Origin of the sequence: Pseudovibrio japonicus (assembly GCF_014651595.1) — a bacterium.
GTDB lineage: Bacteria > Pseudomonadota > Alphaproteobacteria > Rhizobiales > Stappiaceae > Pseudovibrio > Pseudovibrio japonicus.
This window is the reverse complement of sequence record NZ_BMXE01000010.1, coordinates 1-16,052: the sequence shown is the minus strand read 5'-3', so window position 1 is coordinate 16,052 and position 16,052 is coordinate 1. Positions and strand designations below refer to the sequence as shown.

10 protein-coding genes and 1 rRNA gene are annotated in these 16,052 nt (G+C 52.8%); 1 reads left to right on the top strand and 10 read right to left on the bottom strand.

Annotation, left to right across the window (positions count from 1 at the left end; translation table 11 throughout):
- Nucleotides 1-2: 2 nt before the first annotated feature.
- The 3 genes from IE076_RS20420 to IE076_RS20410 all read right to left on the bottom strand — a co-directional run bounded on the left by IE076_RS20420 (nucleotide 3) and on the right by IE076_RS20410 (nucleotide 3,036).
- Complete coding sequence (locus IE076_RS20420) at nucleotides 3-1,559, bottom strand: formate dehydrogenase beta subunit (protein ID WP_189438648.1); 1,557 nt, start codon at nucleotides 1,557-1,559, stop codon at nucleotides 3-5.
- Nucleotides 1,559-2,035 (bottom strand): formate dehydrogenase subunit gamma, encoded by a 477-nt coding sequence (locus IE076_RS20415; RefSeq protein WP_189438647.1) that lies wholly within the window; start codon nucleotides 2,033-2,035, stop codon nucleotides 1,559-1,561. The genes IE076_RS20420 and IE076_RS20415 overlap by 1 nt, the downstream gene beginning before the upstream one ends.
- 104 nt (nucleotides 2,036-2,139) lie before the next feature.
- Nucleotides 2,140-3,036, bottom strand: coding sequence for a LysR family transcriptional regulator (locus tag IE076_RS20410; protein ID WP_189438739.1), 897 nt, complete (start codon nucleotides 3,034-3,036; stop codon nucleotides 2,140-2,142).
- A 1,073-nt stretch (nucleotides 3,037-4,109) separates the two neighbouring features.
- On the opposite strand from IE076_RS20410, the gene IE076_RS20405 reads away from it, so the two are divergent.
- Nucleotides 4,110-4,829, top strand: coding sequence for a LuxR family transcriptional regulator (locus IE076_RS20405; protein ID WP_189438646.1), 720 nt, complete (start codon nucleotides 4,110-4,112; stop codon nucleotides 4,827-4,829).
- 591 nt (nucleotides 4,830-5,420) lie between these two features.
- On the opposite strand, the gene IE076_RS20400 is transcribed toward IE076_RS20405, so the two are convergent.
- The 7 genes from IE076_RS20400 to rrf all read right to left on the bottom strand — a co-directional run bounded on the left by IE076_RS20400 (nucleotide 5,421) and on the right by rrf (nucleotide 15,834).
- Nucleotides 5,421-5,600: a hypothetical protein gene (locus IE076_RS20400; protein WP_189438749.1), complete on the bottom strand. Its 180-nt coding sequence runs from the start codon at nucleotides 5,598-5,600 to the stop codon at nucleotides 5,421-5,423.
- Between the two features lie 46 nt (nucleotides 5,601-5,646).
- Nucleotides 5,647-8,970 carry an error-prone DNA polymerase gene (locus IE076_RS20395; RefSeq protein WP_189438645.1) on the bottom strand — a complete coding sequence of 1,108 codons (3,324 nt, stop codon included), beginning with the start codon at nucleotides 8,968-8,970 and terminating at the stop codon, nucleotides 5,647-5,649.
- On the bottom strand, nucleotides 8,967-10,403 hold the full coding sequence (locus IE076_RS20390; RefSeq protein WP_244649742.1) for a Y-family DNA polymerase: 1,437 nt from the start codon (nucleotides 10,401-10,403) through the stop codon (nucleotides 8,967-8,969). Before IE076_RS20390 ends, IE076_RS20395 begins: the two co-directional genes overlap by 4 nt.
- The gene (locus tag IE076_RS20385) at nucleotides 10,393-10,962 is read right to left on the bottom strand and encodes an ImuA family protein (RefSeq protein WP_209009345.1); all 570 of its coding nucleotides are present in this window, start codon (nucleotides 10,960-10,962) and stop codon (nucleotides 10,393-10,395) included. The genes IE076_RS20390 and IE076_RS20385 overlap by 11 nt, the downstream gene beginning before the upstream one ends.
- Before the next feature lie 180 nt (nucleotides 10,963-11,142).
- A complete protein-coding gene (locus IE076_RS20380; protein ID WP_189438643.1) occupies nucleotides 11,143-12,177 on the bottom strand; it encodes an LLM class oxidoreductase in 1,035 nt (344 codons plus the stop codon).
- Between the two features lie 343 nt (nucleotides 12,178-12,520).
- Nucleotides 12,521-15,034: a cation:proton antiporter gene (locus tag IE076_RS20375; protein ID WP_189438642.1), complete on the bottom strand. Its 2,514-nt coding sequence runs from the start codon at nucleotides 15,032-15,034 to the stop codon at nucleotides 12,521-12,523.
- A 685-nt stretch (nucleotides 15,035-15,719) separates the two neighbouring features.
- Nucleotides 15,720-15,834 (bottom strand): 5S ribosomal RNA (gene rrf / locus IE076_RS20370).
- Nucleotides 15,835-16,052: the final 218 nt, after the last annotated feature.

Below are 16,052 nucleotides of genomic sequence, written 5' to 3'. Positions count from 1 at the left end.
GTTCACTCCGCAGCATCTGTTAATGGCTTCACACGAAAGTCCTGCGGAAAATGCGTTACAGAACTCATCACAGGATAAGGCACAAATCCGCCAAGGGCGCAGAGCGAGCCCATTTTCATCGTGTCACAAAGATCGCTCAGCAGCTCAACTTGCTGCTCAGGTTCATCTCCTCTGGCAATCCGGTCCAACACTTCCACACCACGTACAGACCCGATACGGCATGGCGTACACTTGCCGCAGCTCTCGATAGCGCAAAACTCCATGGCAAACCGTGCCTGTTTGAGCATATCGACCGTATCGTCGAACACCACGATCCCAGCATGCCCGATCATACCATTACGTTCGGTAAAGGCTTCATAATCAAAGACCGTGTCAAACAGTGAAGGTGGGAAATATGCGCCAAGCGGCCCACCAACCTGAACCGCCTTCACTGGACGGCCACTCATGGTGCCACCGCCAATGTCATAGATCAGCTCGTTCAGCGTCAGACCAAAGGCTGTCTCGTAGAGACCGCCGTATTTGATGTTCCCCGTGAGCTGGATCGGAATGGTTCCGTGGGAGTTGCCCACGCCATAATCCCGATAAAACCGCGCGCCCCTATCCAGAATAATCGGCACAGAGGCCAGCGACATCACGTTGTTGACCACAGTCGGGCAACCAAACAAACCTTCAATGGCAGGAAGTGGAGGCTTGGCCCGCACAACACCGCGCTTACCTTCCAAGCTGTTGAGCAGCGACGTTTCCTCTCCGCACACATAAGCGCCCGCACCAACGCGCACCTCCATGTCAAACGCATGGGAGGAGCCCATCACCGAACGGCCAAGAATTCCAGCCCCCCGCGCAATCTCAATCGCATCTTGCATGATAGCAACCGCATGCGGATATTCAGAGCGGGTGTAGATATACCCCTTGGTCGCTCCCGTCGCGATACCGGCAATCGCCATCCCTTCAATAAGGACGAACGGATCGCCCTCCATAATCATTCGGTCAGAGAACGTGCCACTATCGCCCTCATCTGCATTACAGACAATGTACTTCTGATCGCCCTCTGCCTTGAGCACAGTGTTCCATTTGATACCGGTCGGGAACCCAGCCCCGCCGCGGCCACGCAAGCCACTATCAGTCACTGTCTGAATGATCTCGGCACGCGTCATGTTAAGCGCGCGCTGCAAGCCAAGAAGGCCCTTGTTCTTCTTATAGTGCTCTAGCGACAACGGATCGATGATGCCACAACGGTAGAAGGTTAAACGCGTCTGTCGCTTGAGGTAGGGTATTTCTTTGGTCAGGCCATGACACAAAGCATGGTCCGCCCCTTCCATGAGACCGGCATCCAGAAGACCCGCAACATCAGACGGGCTTACTGGACCATAAGCAATCCGGCCCTTTTCGGTTTCAACCTCAACCAGCGGCTCCAGCCAATGCATGCCGCGCGACCCATTGCGGATGATCTTCGCATCCACATTTCGTGCGCGCAGCTCTTCTGCCAGTGTCTGCGCAACGCGATCTGCGCCCACCGCCAGCGCTGCAGCATCGCAAGGAACGTAAAGAACAACACCCATTACTTTACCTCCTCAATCAGCTTCAACACAGCAGCTTCATCAAGGCGCGCGTGTAGATTGCCATCCATCATTGCAGCAGGAGCGCATGAGCACAGCCCAAGACAAAAGACCGGTTCCAGCGTTACCTTCCCATCAGGCGTCGTCTCATGCCATGTGATGCCAAGGTCTTTTTGAATATCTTCCGCCAGCTTCTCACCACCCATAGACTGGCAGGCCTCAGCGCGGCACACTTTCAGCACACGGCGGCCCGCAGGCGCCGTGCGAAAGTCGTGATAAAAACTCATTGTTCCATGAACTTCAGCGCGGCTCAGGTTCAACCGATCTGCGATCTGTAACAGCGCAGCCTCGGGAACGTAGCCGAATTTCGCCTGCACGTCGTGCAGGATTGGCAGGAGCGGCCCTTCCTGATGTGCGTGCACATCAATAATCGCGGCCGTATCTTTTTCTATATCCTGCGATTGCGTCTGCAAGGCCATAAGATCCTCCCTCCTCGCACGTCAATGCTTCGAATAGGCACAATATGTCGCAGGCAATCAATATGATATATCCGTCGGGCGATTGCACATCCCTATCAAGACAATCACGTACCGAGTGATTTGCCCTGCGAAATTCCCGCAACGCGCTTTAAAAAGGCGTCCAGAAGCGGTGCACGAGGCTCGCGCTGTGTCGCAATCAGACCCACCATAATGCTGGCATAGGGGTCGGTAATCGGAATGATTTCCAGATGATCCGAAGCAATCGTCTGCGCCACCGCCTGCGGGATAATTGTCCCCCAGCGCCCCGTACGCACATGAGCCAGCAGGCACATGATGGAATCCGACTGCAGCACCGGCTTTGCCACTACGTCATTGTCATGAAGGATGTTGTTGATGATCCGCCGACATTGCATGTCGCTGGTCAGCAAGCACAGCGGAACCCGGCTCACATCCTGCAAGGTCGCCTGCTCACGGCCAGACAGTGGCCCGCCTTCAGCAACCACAAAACAGTACCGCTCCCGGTAAAGTGGAACTTGCAAAACACGGCCCAGCGGCTCGTTGTCCAGATAGGTCAGCCCCACATCAATCTCCAGATTTTCCAGCTGTGCCAGAATTTCAGAGGACGGACGCGAGAATACCGCAAAATCAACGCCGGGGTTATCCTGACTAAAGCAGGTGGTAAGTTCAGGAACGTAGGTCAGCGCTGTTGGAATCGAGGCAATGCGCAGTGTACCTGACTGACCATCACTAACCGCCTTCAGCTCCTGCTTCATGGTCCGCGTATCGGCCACCAGCTTGCGCGCCCACTCCAACACCCGCTTGCCTTCTGGCGTCAGCCCCTGAAACCTCGAGCCGCGCAAAACCAGTAGAACACCCAGTTGCTCTTCAAGCTGTTTGATATTGGCAGACAGTGTCGGTTGCGTCACGCTGCACTCTTCCGCCGCCTTTCCAAAATGCTTCTCACGCGCCAGCGCAATAAACATCTCCAGCTTGTCGATCATGGCTTCCCTCGCAAACGATCCGGCACCAACATCTGCCAACAGGATTGCCTGCATCCTCCCGCAGGTAATCCCGTAGATATTTTTTCTTAGCTCACAAATGAACTAGCATATTCAGTGCAAGAACCATAACGCGCAAGGCAGTGAGTGCCGCTGGACTTGGATAAATCCGGCCCAATTGGAAAATCATGGCAAACGGCCCGAAGCACCCCCAGCAACCATCAACACAGCTTTAGCAAACTAATAAAGTCTCATACTCAATGATAAAGCTTCATACTGGATCGACGTCCTCCGAGCCTAAACTGTTTGCCACGTTGATGCACTCGAACAGCCAGAGTGCGGGACAAAGCAGTCCTTCGCTGCAGTGCAAAAATCTAGGCCGACACCAAGCCATAGCTGGCGCGGTGGGCCAACTGCGGTCACTCGAGCGTTTCCCTTAAGAGTTGAACCTTGCCCCACCCGAAGGCTTCTGGTTAGCATCCGGCGCAGCGTAAAGCGTCATGTGGCTCCTATTTGATCTTGTGCTGACATCGTAGGCGCGCACTAGCTCTACTGAGAACTCATCTAATAATGGGGGATTACCTTATCCATGGTGCTTATTTTGAGCTCCAAGCAACTCCGGAGTGGAGTTATCCTAGTTTTCCCCTCAGACATGTCGTTTAGTTTTTTGCATCTATACAGAGTAAATGGAAACGATAAACCTGATCTCTATCGCGTGTGAAATGATCGTCATTTTCTCTGGGCTGAATCCGGAGGCGTTTTGAAATGAAAGTAACATCAAGTTAACTAAGCGCTAACTCACTCCTATCAATAGATTTTTTATAAACAAACATATTTCTCATTCTAGTTCGAAGTTTTTATACATGAGTTTTCAAGAAAAGACATAGTGCAGTTCAACAATATCAATATGTATGGGCGTATTTATAATGGAGACTAAGTTAAATTGAATATATTTATTTCTTGTTTTGAAATTAATCAGCCTCGAGTAGGCGATAAGCAATAGATACACCTTATATATTAGGTGCATCTTTCGTAAGGTAAGGTTGTTGGAGGCATAATATGTAGGGGCGTATAAAATGAATTCGTTGACTGCTGCACTAGAATTTGTTGAATCTGTTAATAACGAAGAGACGCCTGACGGTATTTCTAAGCGTATTGCTGAACTTGGTCAGTCTTTTGGCTTTACAAGTTTTTGTCTCGCTGCGATCCCCGAAGCTGGCGCATCCTTTGATGGCTCTATTATGTTGAGCGGCTGGCGGGCTGAATGGCAACAACGCTATCTCGACCGAGATTACGTACAAAACGATCCGATTGTCGCAAAAGCGCGTACCGCAAGTCGACCATTCCTTTGGTCAAGCATTGCCCGCGATCGCGATCTCACTTCAGATGAACAGCAAGTTCTATCAGAAGCCCGCAATTTCGAAATGTATGACGGCGTTTGTGTCCCAGTGCGTGGCCTTCATGGTTATCAAGGCATGCTGACTTTTGGTGGACCAGAAGTGCGACTGAATGAACGCGAAATCAGTGTGCTTCATCTGGTTGGTATTTATGCGAGTAATAAGGTGCGTGAACTGGTTGGTTCAAGCACCACCCGTCCCCGCCATCGCCTTACACCGCGTGAACTTGAGTGTTTGAAGTGGGCTGCTGCAGGCAAAACAAGTTGGGAGATCAGTCAGATCCTAAATATCTCTCAGCATACTGCGGACTGGTATTTGGCTTCGGCTGCCAGAAAGCTGCATGCATCAAATAGAACACACGCAGTGGCTGAGGGTTTCCGGTTCGGCCTTATTCGATAAGTCTAAACGACACCGATTCATGCTCACGGCAGGGAAAGCACCGCGAACCCTGCCGTTTGCACGTGTACGCCATTCCCCCGATTTTCAGCATTTGGCCATTACGTGGAATGATTTACTTCCTAATGGATTTTCTGGCCTCTCGCACGCTTGCGTTGCCCTTGAGGTAGACCTCCTGATGCTTGATAGTGCGCTAGAACAGCTGGATGAAAAGATTGTCATGCCAGGCTCCTCTGAAGTTCGTCCCATTATCCGGACATGCTGAAAACGCACACATGCGTAAATAGCAAAATGTTCCAGCGGTGTGAGCCCTACACCAAGTCGTATGGCAGCTTTAGTCACTAAGCGCCATGCTGCATTTGCGAAAGCTCACGCACCGATGAAGGTTCGCAATGGGCTCCAGTCGGCCTGTCGCTTTGACACGCGATAGCCAGTTCTTAGGTGGGATTACATTTCTTCGGTATAAAACTTTAATACTTAAAAAGTCGTCGTTGAATGGGCCTATACAGCCGTCAGTATGCAACTTAATTTTCTACTGTGCGTGCTGTATCGTCTTACTTCCGCAAGTGTGGGGCCTGTCAGCATGAGAGTTTATTACGCTCCCACAACAGCCGCCAGTAGACGACGAGCCGGATTACCTTCAGCCAGCACAACAAAACCGACTAGCGCCGCCAAGATCACAAAGGTTTCGCGCAATGCAGACACTGCGCCTATGTTCGCCTCGAAAGCCCCGGCAAGATAGAGCTCCGCCGCACCCGGAGAAGGCGACGACAAACACCTGCAAATACGCGCACCTCAGGAGTTTTTGCAGGATCACCTCCTAATGAAAATCCCGGCTTGGAAACAGCGTCTTGGCCTGCTCCCGCGGGTGCCGTGCCCGTGTGGTACTGCGTGGAACGAGTGGTCTGCGCGGAGCATCATCTGCTGCGGGCAATGTTTGGCCAATCACCTCATCCAGCGGATGCCCAAGCAACGACAAGCGCTCTGAATAATCTCTTATTTCCTGCGCGATGAGATGAACAACAATCCCTTCCCGTTGTAGATACCCTGAGACATAAAGCAAACGACCAGAAATCACTTCCCTGCGGAATTTTTGATAGACCTTCGGCCACACAATCACATTGCACACCCCGGTTTCATCTTCCAGCGTCACAAAAATAACACCGGAAGCCGTGCCCGGACGTTGGCGCGTGATCACAACCCCGCAAACAGTCGTCCGCTTCAGCGGAGCCTCCTGCAAAGCAGCATGTGTCGTCAGGCCCGGAATGTCAGGACGCAGCAGCTCCATCGGGTGTGCACGCAACGAAAAGCGCGCTGAAAGATAATCTTCCACCACCTCTTCTCCCAGATGCATCGTTGGCAAGCGCACATCTGGTTCCTGTACCACCTCACCATCAATCGGGTCGTTAAAGAGCGGCAAAGGTTTGGTCCCTTTAATCGCTTTCACCTGCCACAGTGCATCACGGCGATTGAGCCCCATACAGACAAAGGCATCAGCTTCCGCCAGTTTCTCCAGCGCTGCCGGAGCCACGCTGGCACGCTGCCAGATACTTTGTGGATCCGGATACCCGTTGCCACGGGCAGCCACCAACCAGCGCGCATCGTCCTCTTTAAACCCTTTGATCTGACGGAACCCAAGCTGAACAGCAAGCTGCCCGTCACTGCGCCTTTCCAGCGTATTGTCCCACTGGCTGCGGTTTGCACAAATAGGCCGCACCTCCACATCATGCTCGCGGACATCTCTTATGATCTGCGCCGGAGCATAAAATCCCATCGGCTGAGAATTTAAAAGTGCGCAGGCAAAAGCTGCAGGATGATGGCATTTGAGCCATGCAGACACATAGGCAAGCATGGCAAACGCCGCCGCATGGCTCTCCGGAAAGCCGTAGTTGCCAAACCCTTCAATCTGGGAAAAACATCGCTCGGCAAAGTCCGGCTCATAACCGCGCTTCAGCATACCGTTGATAAAGCGAGCCTTGAACGAACTGATGGTCCCCATCCGTTTAAAAGTCGCAAGAGAGCGCCGCAGACGGTCAGCTTCTTCCGCAGAAAACCCGGCAGCCACCTCTGCAATGCGCATGGCTTGCTCCTGAAACAGCGGTACACCAAGGGTCTTCCCCAAAACCTCTTTCAGCTCTTGGGAAGGGTACGAGACCTTTTCAATACCCTGACGCCGCTTAATGAATGGATGAACCATACCGCCCTGTATTGGTCCGGGCCGCACAATAGCAACCTCGATCACCAGATCATAAAATTCCCGCGGCTTCATCCGTGGCAGGAAGTTCAACTGTGCCCGGCTTTCAACCTGAAAAACCCCAACCGCATCCGCAGCACACAGCATGTCATAGGTGGGTTTGTCATCTTGCGGCACCGTATCAATGGTGAGCAGATCCCCACCCTTCTCTTCAATCAGATCAAAGCACTTGCGGATGCAGGTAAGCATGCCGAGACTTAAGACATCCACCTTCAAAATGCACAGCGCATCAATATCATCCTTGTCCCATTCAATAACAGTGCGATCTTCCATCGCCGCATTTTCAATGGGACACAGTTCATCCAAACGGCCCTGCGTAATAACAAAGCCCCCCACATGCTGGGACAAGTGCCGGGGAAACCCGATGATCTCCTTGATGAGACGGATAGTCAGCGCAAGACGATGATCCGAGCCGGACAGCCCCAGCTCTTTCAACCGCCCTTCCGGCACCCCCTGATTGGAAGAGCCCCACATCTGCCCTGCCAGATTTGCCAGCAGGTCCTGCGACAGCCCCATAACCTTGCCCACTTCGCGAATAGCCGCCCGCGACCGGAAATGAATGACAGTTGCACACAGCCCAGCCCGATGGCGACCATACTTACGGTAGATGTGTTGAATGACTTCCTCACGGCGCTCATGCTCAAAGTCCACGTCAATATCCGGCGGCTCTCCGCGATGCTCCGAGATAAAACGCTCAAACACCATAGAGATGGTTTCCGGCGCCACATCCGTAATCCCAAGCGCGTAGCAAATAATGGAATTGGCCGCAGACCCCCGCCCCTGACACAAAATGTCTTGCGAGCGGGCAAAGCTGACAATGTCATGCACCGTCAGAAAATAAGCCGCAAACTTAAGCTTTGCCACCAACGCCAGCTCTTTCTCGACAAGCGCCCGCACACGCTCTGTCTCCCCCTTTGGGTACCGCCGCTTAACACCTTCAAACGTCAGCCGCTCCAATCGTTGCTGCGCCGTTTCCTTTTCATTGCCTTCCTGCGGATATTCATAGGAAAGCTGAGAAAGGCAAAAGGAACACCGGTTCGCAATTTCCTGCGTTCTTTTAACAGCAGCAGGATGCGCACGAAAAAGCCGAGCCATCTCCAAAGGCGCTTTGAGCCGTCGCTCCGCATTTGGCAAAGCACGGCGACCAATCTGGTCAATAGTCACCCCCTCCCGAATGCAGGTCAGCACATCAGCCAGCTGACGGCGACGGCCATGATGCATAAGCACATCGCCCACAGCCACCATGGGCGTTGCAAGACGCAAAGCCATATTGGCGCAAGCATCAAAGTGAGCCTGATCCTTCCCATCATACCGAGGCGCCGCGCCCAAAAAGACATGGGACGGATAAGCATGGACCACCTGCTGAATATGTTCACTCACCTCAGCCGCCTCCAAAAGGCATTGCGGCAAAGCAATCAGGACCATGCCACTGGCACCTTCCAGCAGATCCTGAAGGAATAACTGACACTCCCCCTTCTCCGTCCGTCGTTTGCCTTTGGTCAGCAGCCTGGACAAACGCGCGTAGGCAGGCCGGTCCTGAGGCAAAGCCACCCAATCAACCGGACTGTCCTCCAATACCAACCGACATCCCACCAGCAACCGAGGCAGAGAAATCACCGGCTCCTGAAGATCACTGGCCCCCTCCAAAATATCCTGACGACTGCTCGGATCAGTCCGATGACTGGAGCGCACCTCCAAAGCCTCCTCGCTCTTCCGGGTCAGCTCCTTAAGCGCAGAATAAGCCCGCACCACCCCCGCCAGCGAGTTGCGATCCGTTATGGCAATCGCCGACAGCCCCAAACCAGCCGCCCGCACAATCAACTCCTCAGGGTGAGAAGCTCCCGTAAGAAACGTGAAGTTGGAGGTGACGCACAACTCGGCATAGCTCATGCAAACTCTCCTTGCACAAACCACGCCGGGTTTTGCGGCGTAAAAAACATCCAGAGCCGACGCCCCTGCCTAGTCTCCACCCGCCAGTAATCCCGTACACCTGAACGCCAGTCAGGATCATCCAACCACCATTCCGGACAGATCCGCTCTGGCCCCGTTGCCTGCGCAACAGAAAACCGCATCCGCCGCCAGCGAAAGGCAGTGGGCGGGCTCTTCTCCCGACCGTCTATGGGCTCTGGCGAAAACAACCGCAAAGGACGCCCACTCTGAACCTCCCACTCCCCCTCAGCCTCACAATAAGCTGCAGGCGAAACGATAAAACTACGTTCAGGAATATGACTGTCCGCCACCTGAAAGCGCTTGATTTTATCCAGGCCAATACGGCTGCCGAGCCGCGTAATCAGATCGCTAAGCGCATCATTTTGTTTGACCTGAGCGCCCCCAACATCCAGCTGTTTGGCTGGCAAAGCCTCAACAGACAAAGCCTCCAACCGGATCTGGTCGATCCCAAACCCCGCATCAATCTCCCGCACACTGCGTTCAAACAGTGGCAGAATAGTCGCCGCATCGCGCATGGGACGGGCAAGGCGAAGCTCCACCTGCACGCTGGCCCGGTCAACACGCTGACACGTCATCAGCAGCACCCGCGTACCCATCTCCTGCGTCTTCAGCTTCTCACAAATACGGTGCAGCAATCGCTCCAGAGCCGCCGCCACATCATCATAAAGGCCGATAGGATCAGGAAAATTCAACCGCGCAGCATAAGAGACATCCGGAGCAACAGCATTAACCTGCTCGGCCTGATCACCAAGCGCCTGATCAAGACGGCGCATCAAGGGCAACCCAAACCGGCGCCCTAATGTGGCGCGCGGGGTCGCCAGCAGATCCCCAATGGTGCGCAGGCCAAGGCGCTGCAAAGTGGCGCAAGTTGTTTCATCCAGCCTTAAAGCAGCCGCAGGAAGCGGGCTCAGAGCTGCCTTGAGCTGCCCGTTTGGCACAACCCCTTTGCTGAAGTGAGAAACAGCCCACGCCCCTCCAATGGTGCCAGCCAGCCCGGAGCGCACGTTGAGCTGATAACTGTAGAGTCTGTCGTGAATATCATCCAGCAGGTCAGCTTCACTGCTGAAGAAATGGGTTGAACCCGTAACATCAAGCAGTAAGCCATCATGCCCATCAAAACCGACCCAGGGACAGTACCGATCTGCCCATCTCGCCAGCAGTTTTAAAAACCTGTCATCCGCATAATGATCCGCTGCTCGGGTAAGCAAATCAGGACACAAGGCTTTCGCATCTGACAGCCCCATCCCCGGAGCCAACCCCAACCGTATCGCTTTGCTGTTGAGGCAATATAATCGTTCCGTACTCTTCTCATAAGAGGTCACAGCAAAAGGCGCAGATATAGGATGCGAGCGCAAAATGCGATCACTGGCCATCCTCGGAAACCACAATGACACGATGCGCCTTGGCATCCCAATACACCTTCCAATTATTCAATGTTCCTGTTTTGTTCTTAATGAGCTGCCAGTGCTGAAGAGTCAAGTTCTCTTCTGTTTTATGGTTTCCCCGGAATATAGGAGAACAGTGCCAACGCGTCTGCGTTGCATTGCTGCCAGCCCCTTCAGGAATAACCAGAATTCCCGTGGAGCCGCCTTGTTCAGCTGCAAGCTGCAAACGCCTGCCCGCCGTCAAATCCAGCGTTTGAGTAACCTCGGCAACCACCAGATTTGCGGCACCGGAACGCAAGCCATCTTCTGTACATGCCAGCAAATCCGTGTGGTTCTCCGCCTGAGCCACAATCAGATTCTTAGGAGACATGAACTGCACCAATCCCATTGGATTAAGCTGCTCGCTCTGCCACCCCACCTGAAGCCACAAAACACGCAGCCCCGCTTGCCCACACGCCATCGCCGCAAATGCAATGGCTCCGGAACCACACGCTTCATGAACCCGCCCAACCTGAAGCGGAAAAAGCTGCTTGAACTCTGTCATCATCCTGCAATTATCCCGCAGCAATGAGAACATATCAAGAACAAAAATTCACCAGCGTAAACTACTCACTCACAATCCAAAGGACCACAAGGTCGCGCACTCATCCCAAAAACCTAAGGTCTTGAAACAATATCGGGAAAGTATCCAGCTCCCATCTAGCTCAGCCAGACAACCTGTTTTCCATTAGGACCCACTGTCAGGATCAAAGGCCTTCATGCTTCGTGTTGGTACTGAAGTGTCTACAGGGAAATGTGGGAGAATAGTTTCCGTAAGCTCTTCAATAATGTCGTGCGTCGGCCGATTACAATCCCAGCAATATATAAATGTATGATTCACTCCTGCGGCTTCACAGGCCTTCAGCTTCTCCAAAAGGTGCTTGCTCCCCACTTTCCAGCCGCCATTGATGGGCTCCGGCGTGGCATCTGCATCCTCCACGAGATCCAAATTTAGACCTTGCACAAAGGGTTTAAAAACGCTCACACCTGCTGAGTGGCAGGCATCCTTCCACATCTGAACACGCTCACGTTGCACCTCTGGCTCACGAAAGTACATGGCCCAACCATCAGCGTGAGCAGCAGTCCACTCCACTTTCTGGCGCGCTTCCCCTACCACAAGCAATGGTATTCTCTCACTTTGCGGTTTTGGTATGAGGTCCGCATCCTTTAAATGACCATAGCCATTTTCAAACTCAACAAAGTGCTCTTTCAACATATGCTCGTAATAAGCCACGTGTTCGCGGAACAATTCCCCGCGTTTGTCATAGTCTATCTTAAAGGCTGGGTATTCGATCTCTCTGTCACCAGATGCCATCCCGGCAACAAACCGCCCACCAGATAAAATGTCCAGTGAGGCAGCAGCTTTCGCCGTATGAATCGGATGGCGCAAGGGAAGCACAAGCGCACCAGTACAAAGAGCGATCTGATTGGTATGGGCAGCGATCGTTGTTAGCCATATCCAGGTATCAAAGATTTGGCCGATATTCTTGAAATTGGGATCATGCAGCGGAACATCGCGAAACCATAAGGCACCAAACCCGGCATCCTCAGCTGCCTTGGCGAGCCTGATTTCTTCAATCATGCGCGGGAAGAGATGCCCATATAACGGTTCAATGGGAAACATCAGCCCGACTGTCATCTTGCCCGGAGAAAAGAGACGCCTGAAACCGGGGTGTGATTTCAATGAGCTAGGTAAATCAAAGTCAACTTCCGAACGTCCCATAGTATCAATGCCTTCACTCTAATGAACCCTGCATTCCAAAGAGCCTTTGGAAATGAACAAAAGTTCCTTAGAGGAAGACTTGAGGCTTTATATGGCGAACAAATGTCGGACAAAACGGCCATTCTTTTATGACGCGAAAATCTGGATATGTTTATGGTTGTTTCGGATGCAAAGGGCCAAGCACAATGTTAGCGCAGAGCTCAAAGCCCGCAATCCAAAGCACAATGCAAACGTCGGCTTCCGGGCTGTTTCTCAAAACGCTGAAAAAGGCACCGTAACCGTTGCATGGATGATGCTTGGTTTCTGAATTCAGTTATGGCTCAGTAGTAACGCCTGTTTGTCATCAGGCGGTTCTCTTAACGTCACCCAGCAGCACTTCAGGATCAATCCCTCGCTTCTCGCCGCTTTCACGTACAGCGTTTTGCAATGCAGCACTCTTGTTCAGGAGCGCCCGAAACCGTCCAATATCGAGGACAAGCAGGGTGGTAGGTGCAATCGCATGCGCTTGAGCCCGGCGGGCATTCTTCATGAGAATACTCACTTGGCCAAACATTTCCCCCCTGCCCAGCCACCATGTTTGGCCAGCACTCTGCAACTTGACTGCACCGGACGCAATAAAGAACACATTCTTCGTCGGGTTCCCTTTTCCCACGATGATATCATCCGGACTGACATACCGGAACTTTAAGGCGCGATCCAGCTGCCGTACTGCCTTATCATCAAGGTCCGCAAACAAAGGAAATTGTCTAACGAGTTCTAAACGTTTGAGGGTGATATCAAGTGATGGTCTGCCTTCTGCCGCCGCACGGCGTTTGGTCAGGTCCTGCATCAACGTGGTGAAAACCTCTTCCCCAATCAAACCGTCTTCGCGCATGGATACGTATTCCCGCTCTTCCAGTCGCAATGTTGTACGACGGATAAAGCGGCGCTCCAATTCCTCTGCATATCCCGGGTATTGCAGTCGCAAGCCATCTAGCCCCGTCTCTACCATTTCAATGCGGCGCGACAACAAGTTGCGAAGCATGGCGGCAATGCGGCGACCGTGAATACGACGTATTCGGCCGTCAATGAAGACATCAAGGTCGCGCAGGATGAGCCGCTGCGACAGCAACCGCTCAAAACGGTCTGCGGTCATCCGCACCAACGGAGACGACAGACCAAACCGCGCGTGAAGCGCCACAGCGCTACGCAAGGCACGGCCATAAGCCACGGACTGCCGTGCCGCGCGTTGATAACCACTACGCCCACCAACGCGCGCACCTTCAATCAGCCGGTCCGCGTCAAGCAATGTCTGTTCTGCCATGCGGGCGGATATTGTCCGTTCCCGTACTTTTTGAAGGATCATGTCGCGCTCGAAGCCAGCAAGCGCAATCAAGCCTAAAGTGACGCGGTCCCGGTCGAGAATATCATCGCTGCCTTCGGCGTTATTCACGGCCTCATCCAGTCGACTGCCGAACCTCTTAGCCTCGGTGCGGACGACGTCACGAGTCAGGGCGTATTCATCAGTCGTGCGCGCCACATTTTCACGCACTGTTTGTAGTGCAACAGCAACCACCTGCCGCGACATAGCTTGGTCAATCGGTGAAAGCCGGTCAAGCCCCAGCCATTTAATGACCAGGCGCAATGTCGAGCCCTGCACAAGCAGTGTGAATAATGTGAAACCGGTGGCCAGAATACCGACAAGGCGCTTTACCTCGGCCGGCACGAGGATACTTTCGGTCACAGCGAGCGCCAATGCTAGGGTGACGGCTCCCCGTAATCCTCCCCATAGAATAGCAGTTCGATAAGGGCGCTCGACAACTGGTGATACCCGCAGCAGCGACAGGAGTGGCAGAAGCCCATAAAGCATCAGCGCCCGCGCCGCCACCGCTGCAATCACAACGACACCAATCAAAATGAAATCGCTGAGTTCGACACCTTCAAGCAGACGTGGGATCAGCAGTGCCGCAAGGATAAAGATGAGTGCGCCTGCCCAATGCGCCAGCAAATCCCAAACTTCGCGTAGGTTGACCCAGGATTGGGGCGGAAAACGGCCTGGACCAGCCAAATTCAACGTAATGCCCGCCGCGACGACAGCTATGACACCGGATGCCCCAACGATTTGTTCGGCCCCAATATATGCAAGGTAGGGCAAGGCAACAGAGACCGAAATAAGCGCAAGTTCATGCGAACTGAACAAAGCCATAATCGAGGCTGCAATGCGTGCTGCCAACCAGCCGGTCAGTGCACCGCCTATAATGAGAAATGGAAACTGAGCGAGTGCACCACCAAGCTGTGGGTTTGGCACGCCAACCATGACAAAGCTCATGAACAAGCCGAAAAGGGCAATCGCCGCCGCATCGTTCAGGAGACTTTCGCCTTCGATGATACGGGACAGCCTGCGTGGAGCCGAGATAGATCGAAAAATCGAAACAACTGCCGAAGGATCTGTCGTTGAAACAATGGCACCAATCAATAGACACGCCGCCAAAGGCAAAGAAGTGGCCCACGACAAAGCATATCCGACACTCAAGGTTGCCACAATGACGGCCACGACGGCCAAAACGATGATCGGAACCCAGTCATCCAGCATCCGTCGCAGATTCATTCCCAAAGTTGCTTGAAACAGGAGCGTGGGAAGGAAAACATACAAAAAGACATTCGAGCGTATGGGCAGCGCGAGAATGGCCTCGGCCACGGGATTGAGCGCATCGGTGAGGTTTGTGCGCAAGAAAAAAATCGCGCCAGACCCAATCAATATCCCAAGTGCTGCAAGGATCACAGTATAGGGCAAGCGCAGGCGCACCGAAAGCGGCTCTGCTGCACCAATAATAAGGAATAGCGATGCGATGACCGTGGTGATTAGAACGATATCCATGACACGCATGTACCCTAGTTTTTCCAAAGCTGGAACAGTTATGAATTGAAATTGCAAATAGAGTTGACGCGGAAAATATGGAGAGGGTGTCGTTTACGCAGAAAAAACGCTAAGCAAACTGCTGACTATCGTCTTAAGCCGCAGCATCTGGAAGAAATTTCTGCATCCACGGGTTCTCAAACTTCTTGAGCACCTAAGTAGAAAATTGTCTTCCTCTCCTACAACAAGGACGACGCACTGGGCAGATAGACCGTCGTAGGCAGCCTTGGATGATATGCCGGGCTCACATCAAACATATCGGCCCGATTAGGTTCGGAATGGTGTTTTAAGGAGAGTAACTTTTTGCATTGCTCTAACAGAGTTCCGCGTCAACCTGGGGATTTGTTTCTTTACGTTCTTCACTAGAAAAAGATATCCCCCTCCTCAAATTCTGGGGAGCTGCCCCGCAACTCCAGCCGGTCTCCAGATTCTGCACATAGCAACGCAAAGCAGCTCAGTTTTCACGTAACAAACGCAAACTAGCACAAAGCAACGCAAACGCGTTCACTCGATTGAGCGCGGCACATTTAGATTGTTTGAGGGGATGATGCTTAAACGCCAAAAGCCCCCGTGCTTTGTAGCATCGGGGGCTTTTGTTTGTGTCTTATGTTCTGCGTATTTTTGAGGAGATATGTGCATTATTCATGCCCGGCGGTGACCTACTCTCCCGCGTCTTGAGACGAAGTACCATTGGCGCAGGGGCGTTTCACTTCCGAGTTCGGGATGGGATCGGGTGGGGGCGCCCCGCCATAGCCACCGGGCAGGAATAAAGCACATATTTGTCAGGTCAACTTATCTGTCTCGCTATCGCTCGTCAGGTTGATCTGAGTATGTTTTATGAACTGGTCTTTGTTGAAGCTTTGTTTTGCTTATTGTTTCTGACACTTTTTTCAAAGTGTCATTTTATGATTATAGCTTAATGGGAGTGATCAAGCTCGATCGAGCTATTAGTAAGGCTCAGCTTCGGATGTTACCACCC

Bases quoted from the DNA above. Each gene is read 5' to 3' on its own strand.
- IE076_RS20420 (WP_189438648.1), bottom strand. From the start codon at position 1,559: ATGGGTGTTGTTCTTTACGTTCCTTGCGATGCTGCAGCGCTGGCGGTG.
- IE076_RS20415 (WP_189438647.1), bottom strand. From the start codon at position 2,035: ATGGCCTTGCAGACGCAATCGCAGGATATAGAAAAAGATACGGCCGCG.
- IE076_RS20410 (WP_189438739.1), bottom strand. From the start codon at position 3,036: ATGATCGACAAGCTGGAGATGTTTATTGCGCTGGCGCGTGAGAAGCAT.
- IE076_RS20405 (WP_189438646.1), top strand. From the start codon at position 4,110: ATGAATTCGTTGACTGCTGCACTAGAATTTGTTGAATCTGTTAATAAC.
- IE076_RS20395 (WP_189438645.1), bottom strand. From the start codon at position 8,970: ATGAGCTATGCCGAGTTGTGCGTCACCTCCAACTTCACGTTTCTTACG.
- IE076_RS20390 (WP_244649742.1), bottom strand. From the start codon at position 10,403: ATGGCCAGTGATCGCATTTTGCGCTCGCATCCTATATCTGCGCCTTTT.
- IE076_RS20385 (WP_209009345.1), bottom strand. From the start codon at position 10,962: ATGATGACAGAGTTCAAGCAGCTTTTTCCGCTTCAGGTTGGGCGGGTT.
- IE076_RS20380 (WP_189438643.1), bottom strand. From the start codon at position 12,177: ATGGGACGTTCGGAAGTTGACTTTGATTTACCTAGCTCATTGAAATCA.
- IE076_RS20375 (WP_189438642.1), bottom strand. From the start codon at position 15,034: ATGGATATCGTTCTAATCACCACGGTCATCGCATCGCTATTCCTTATT.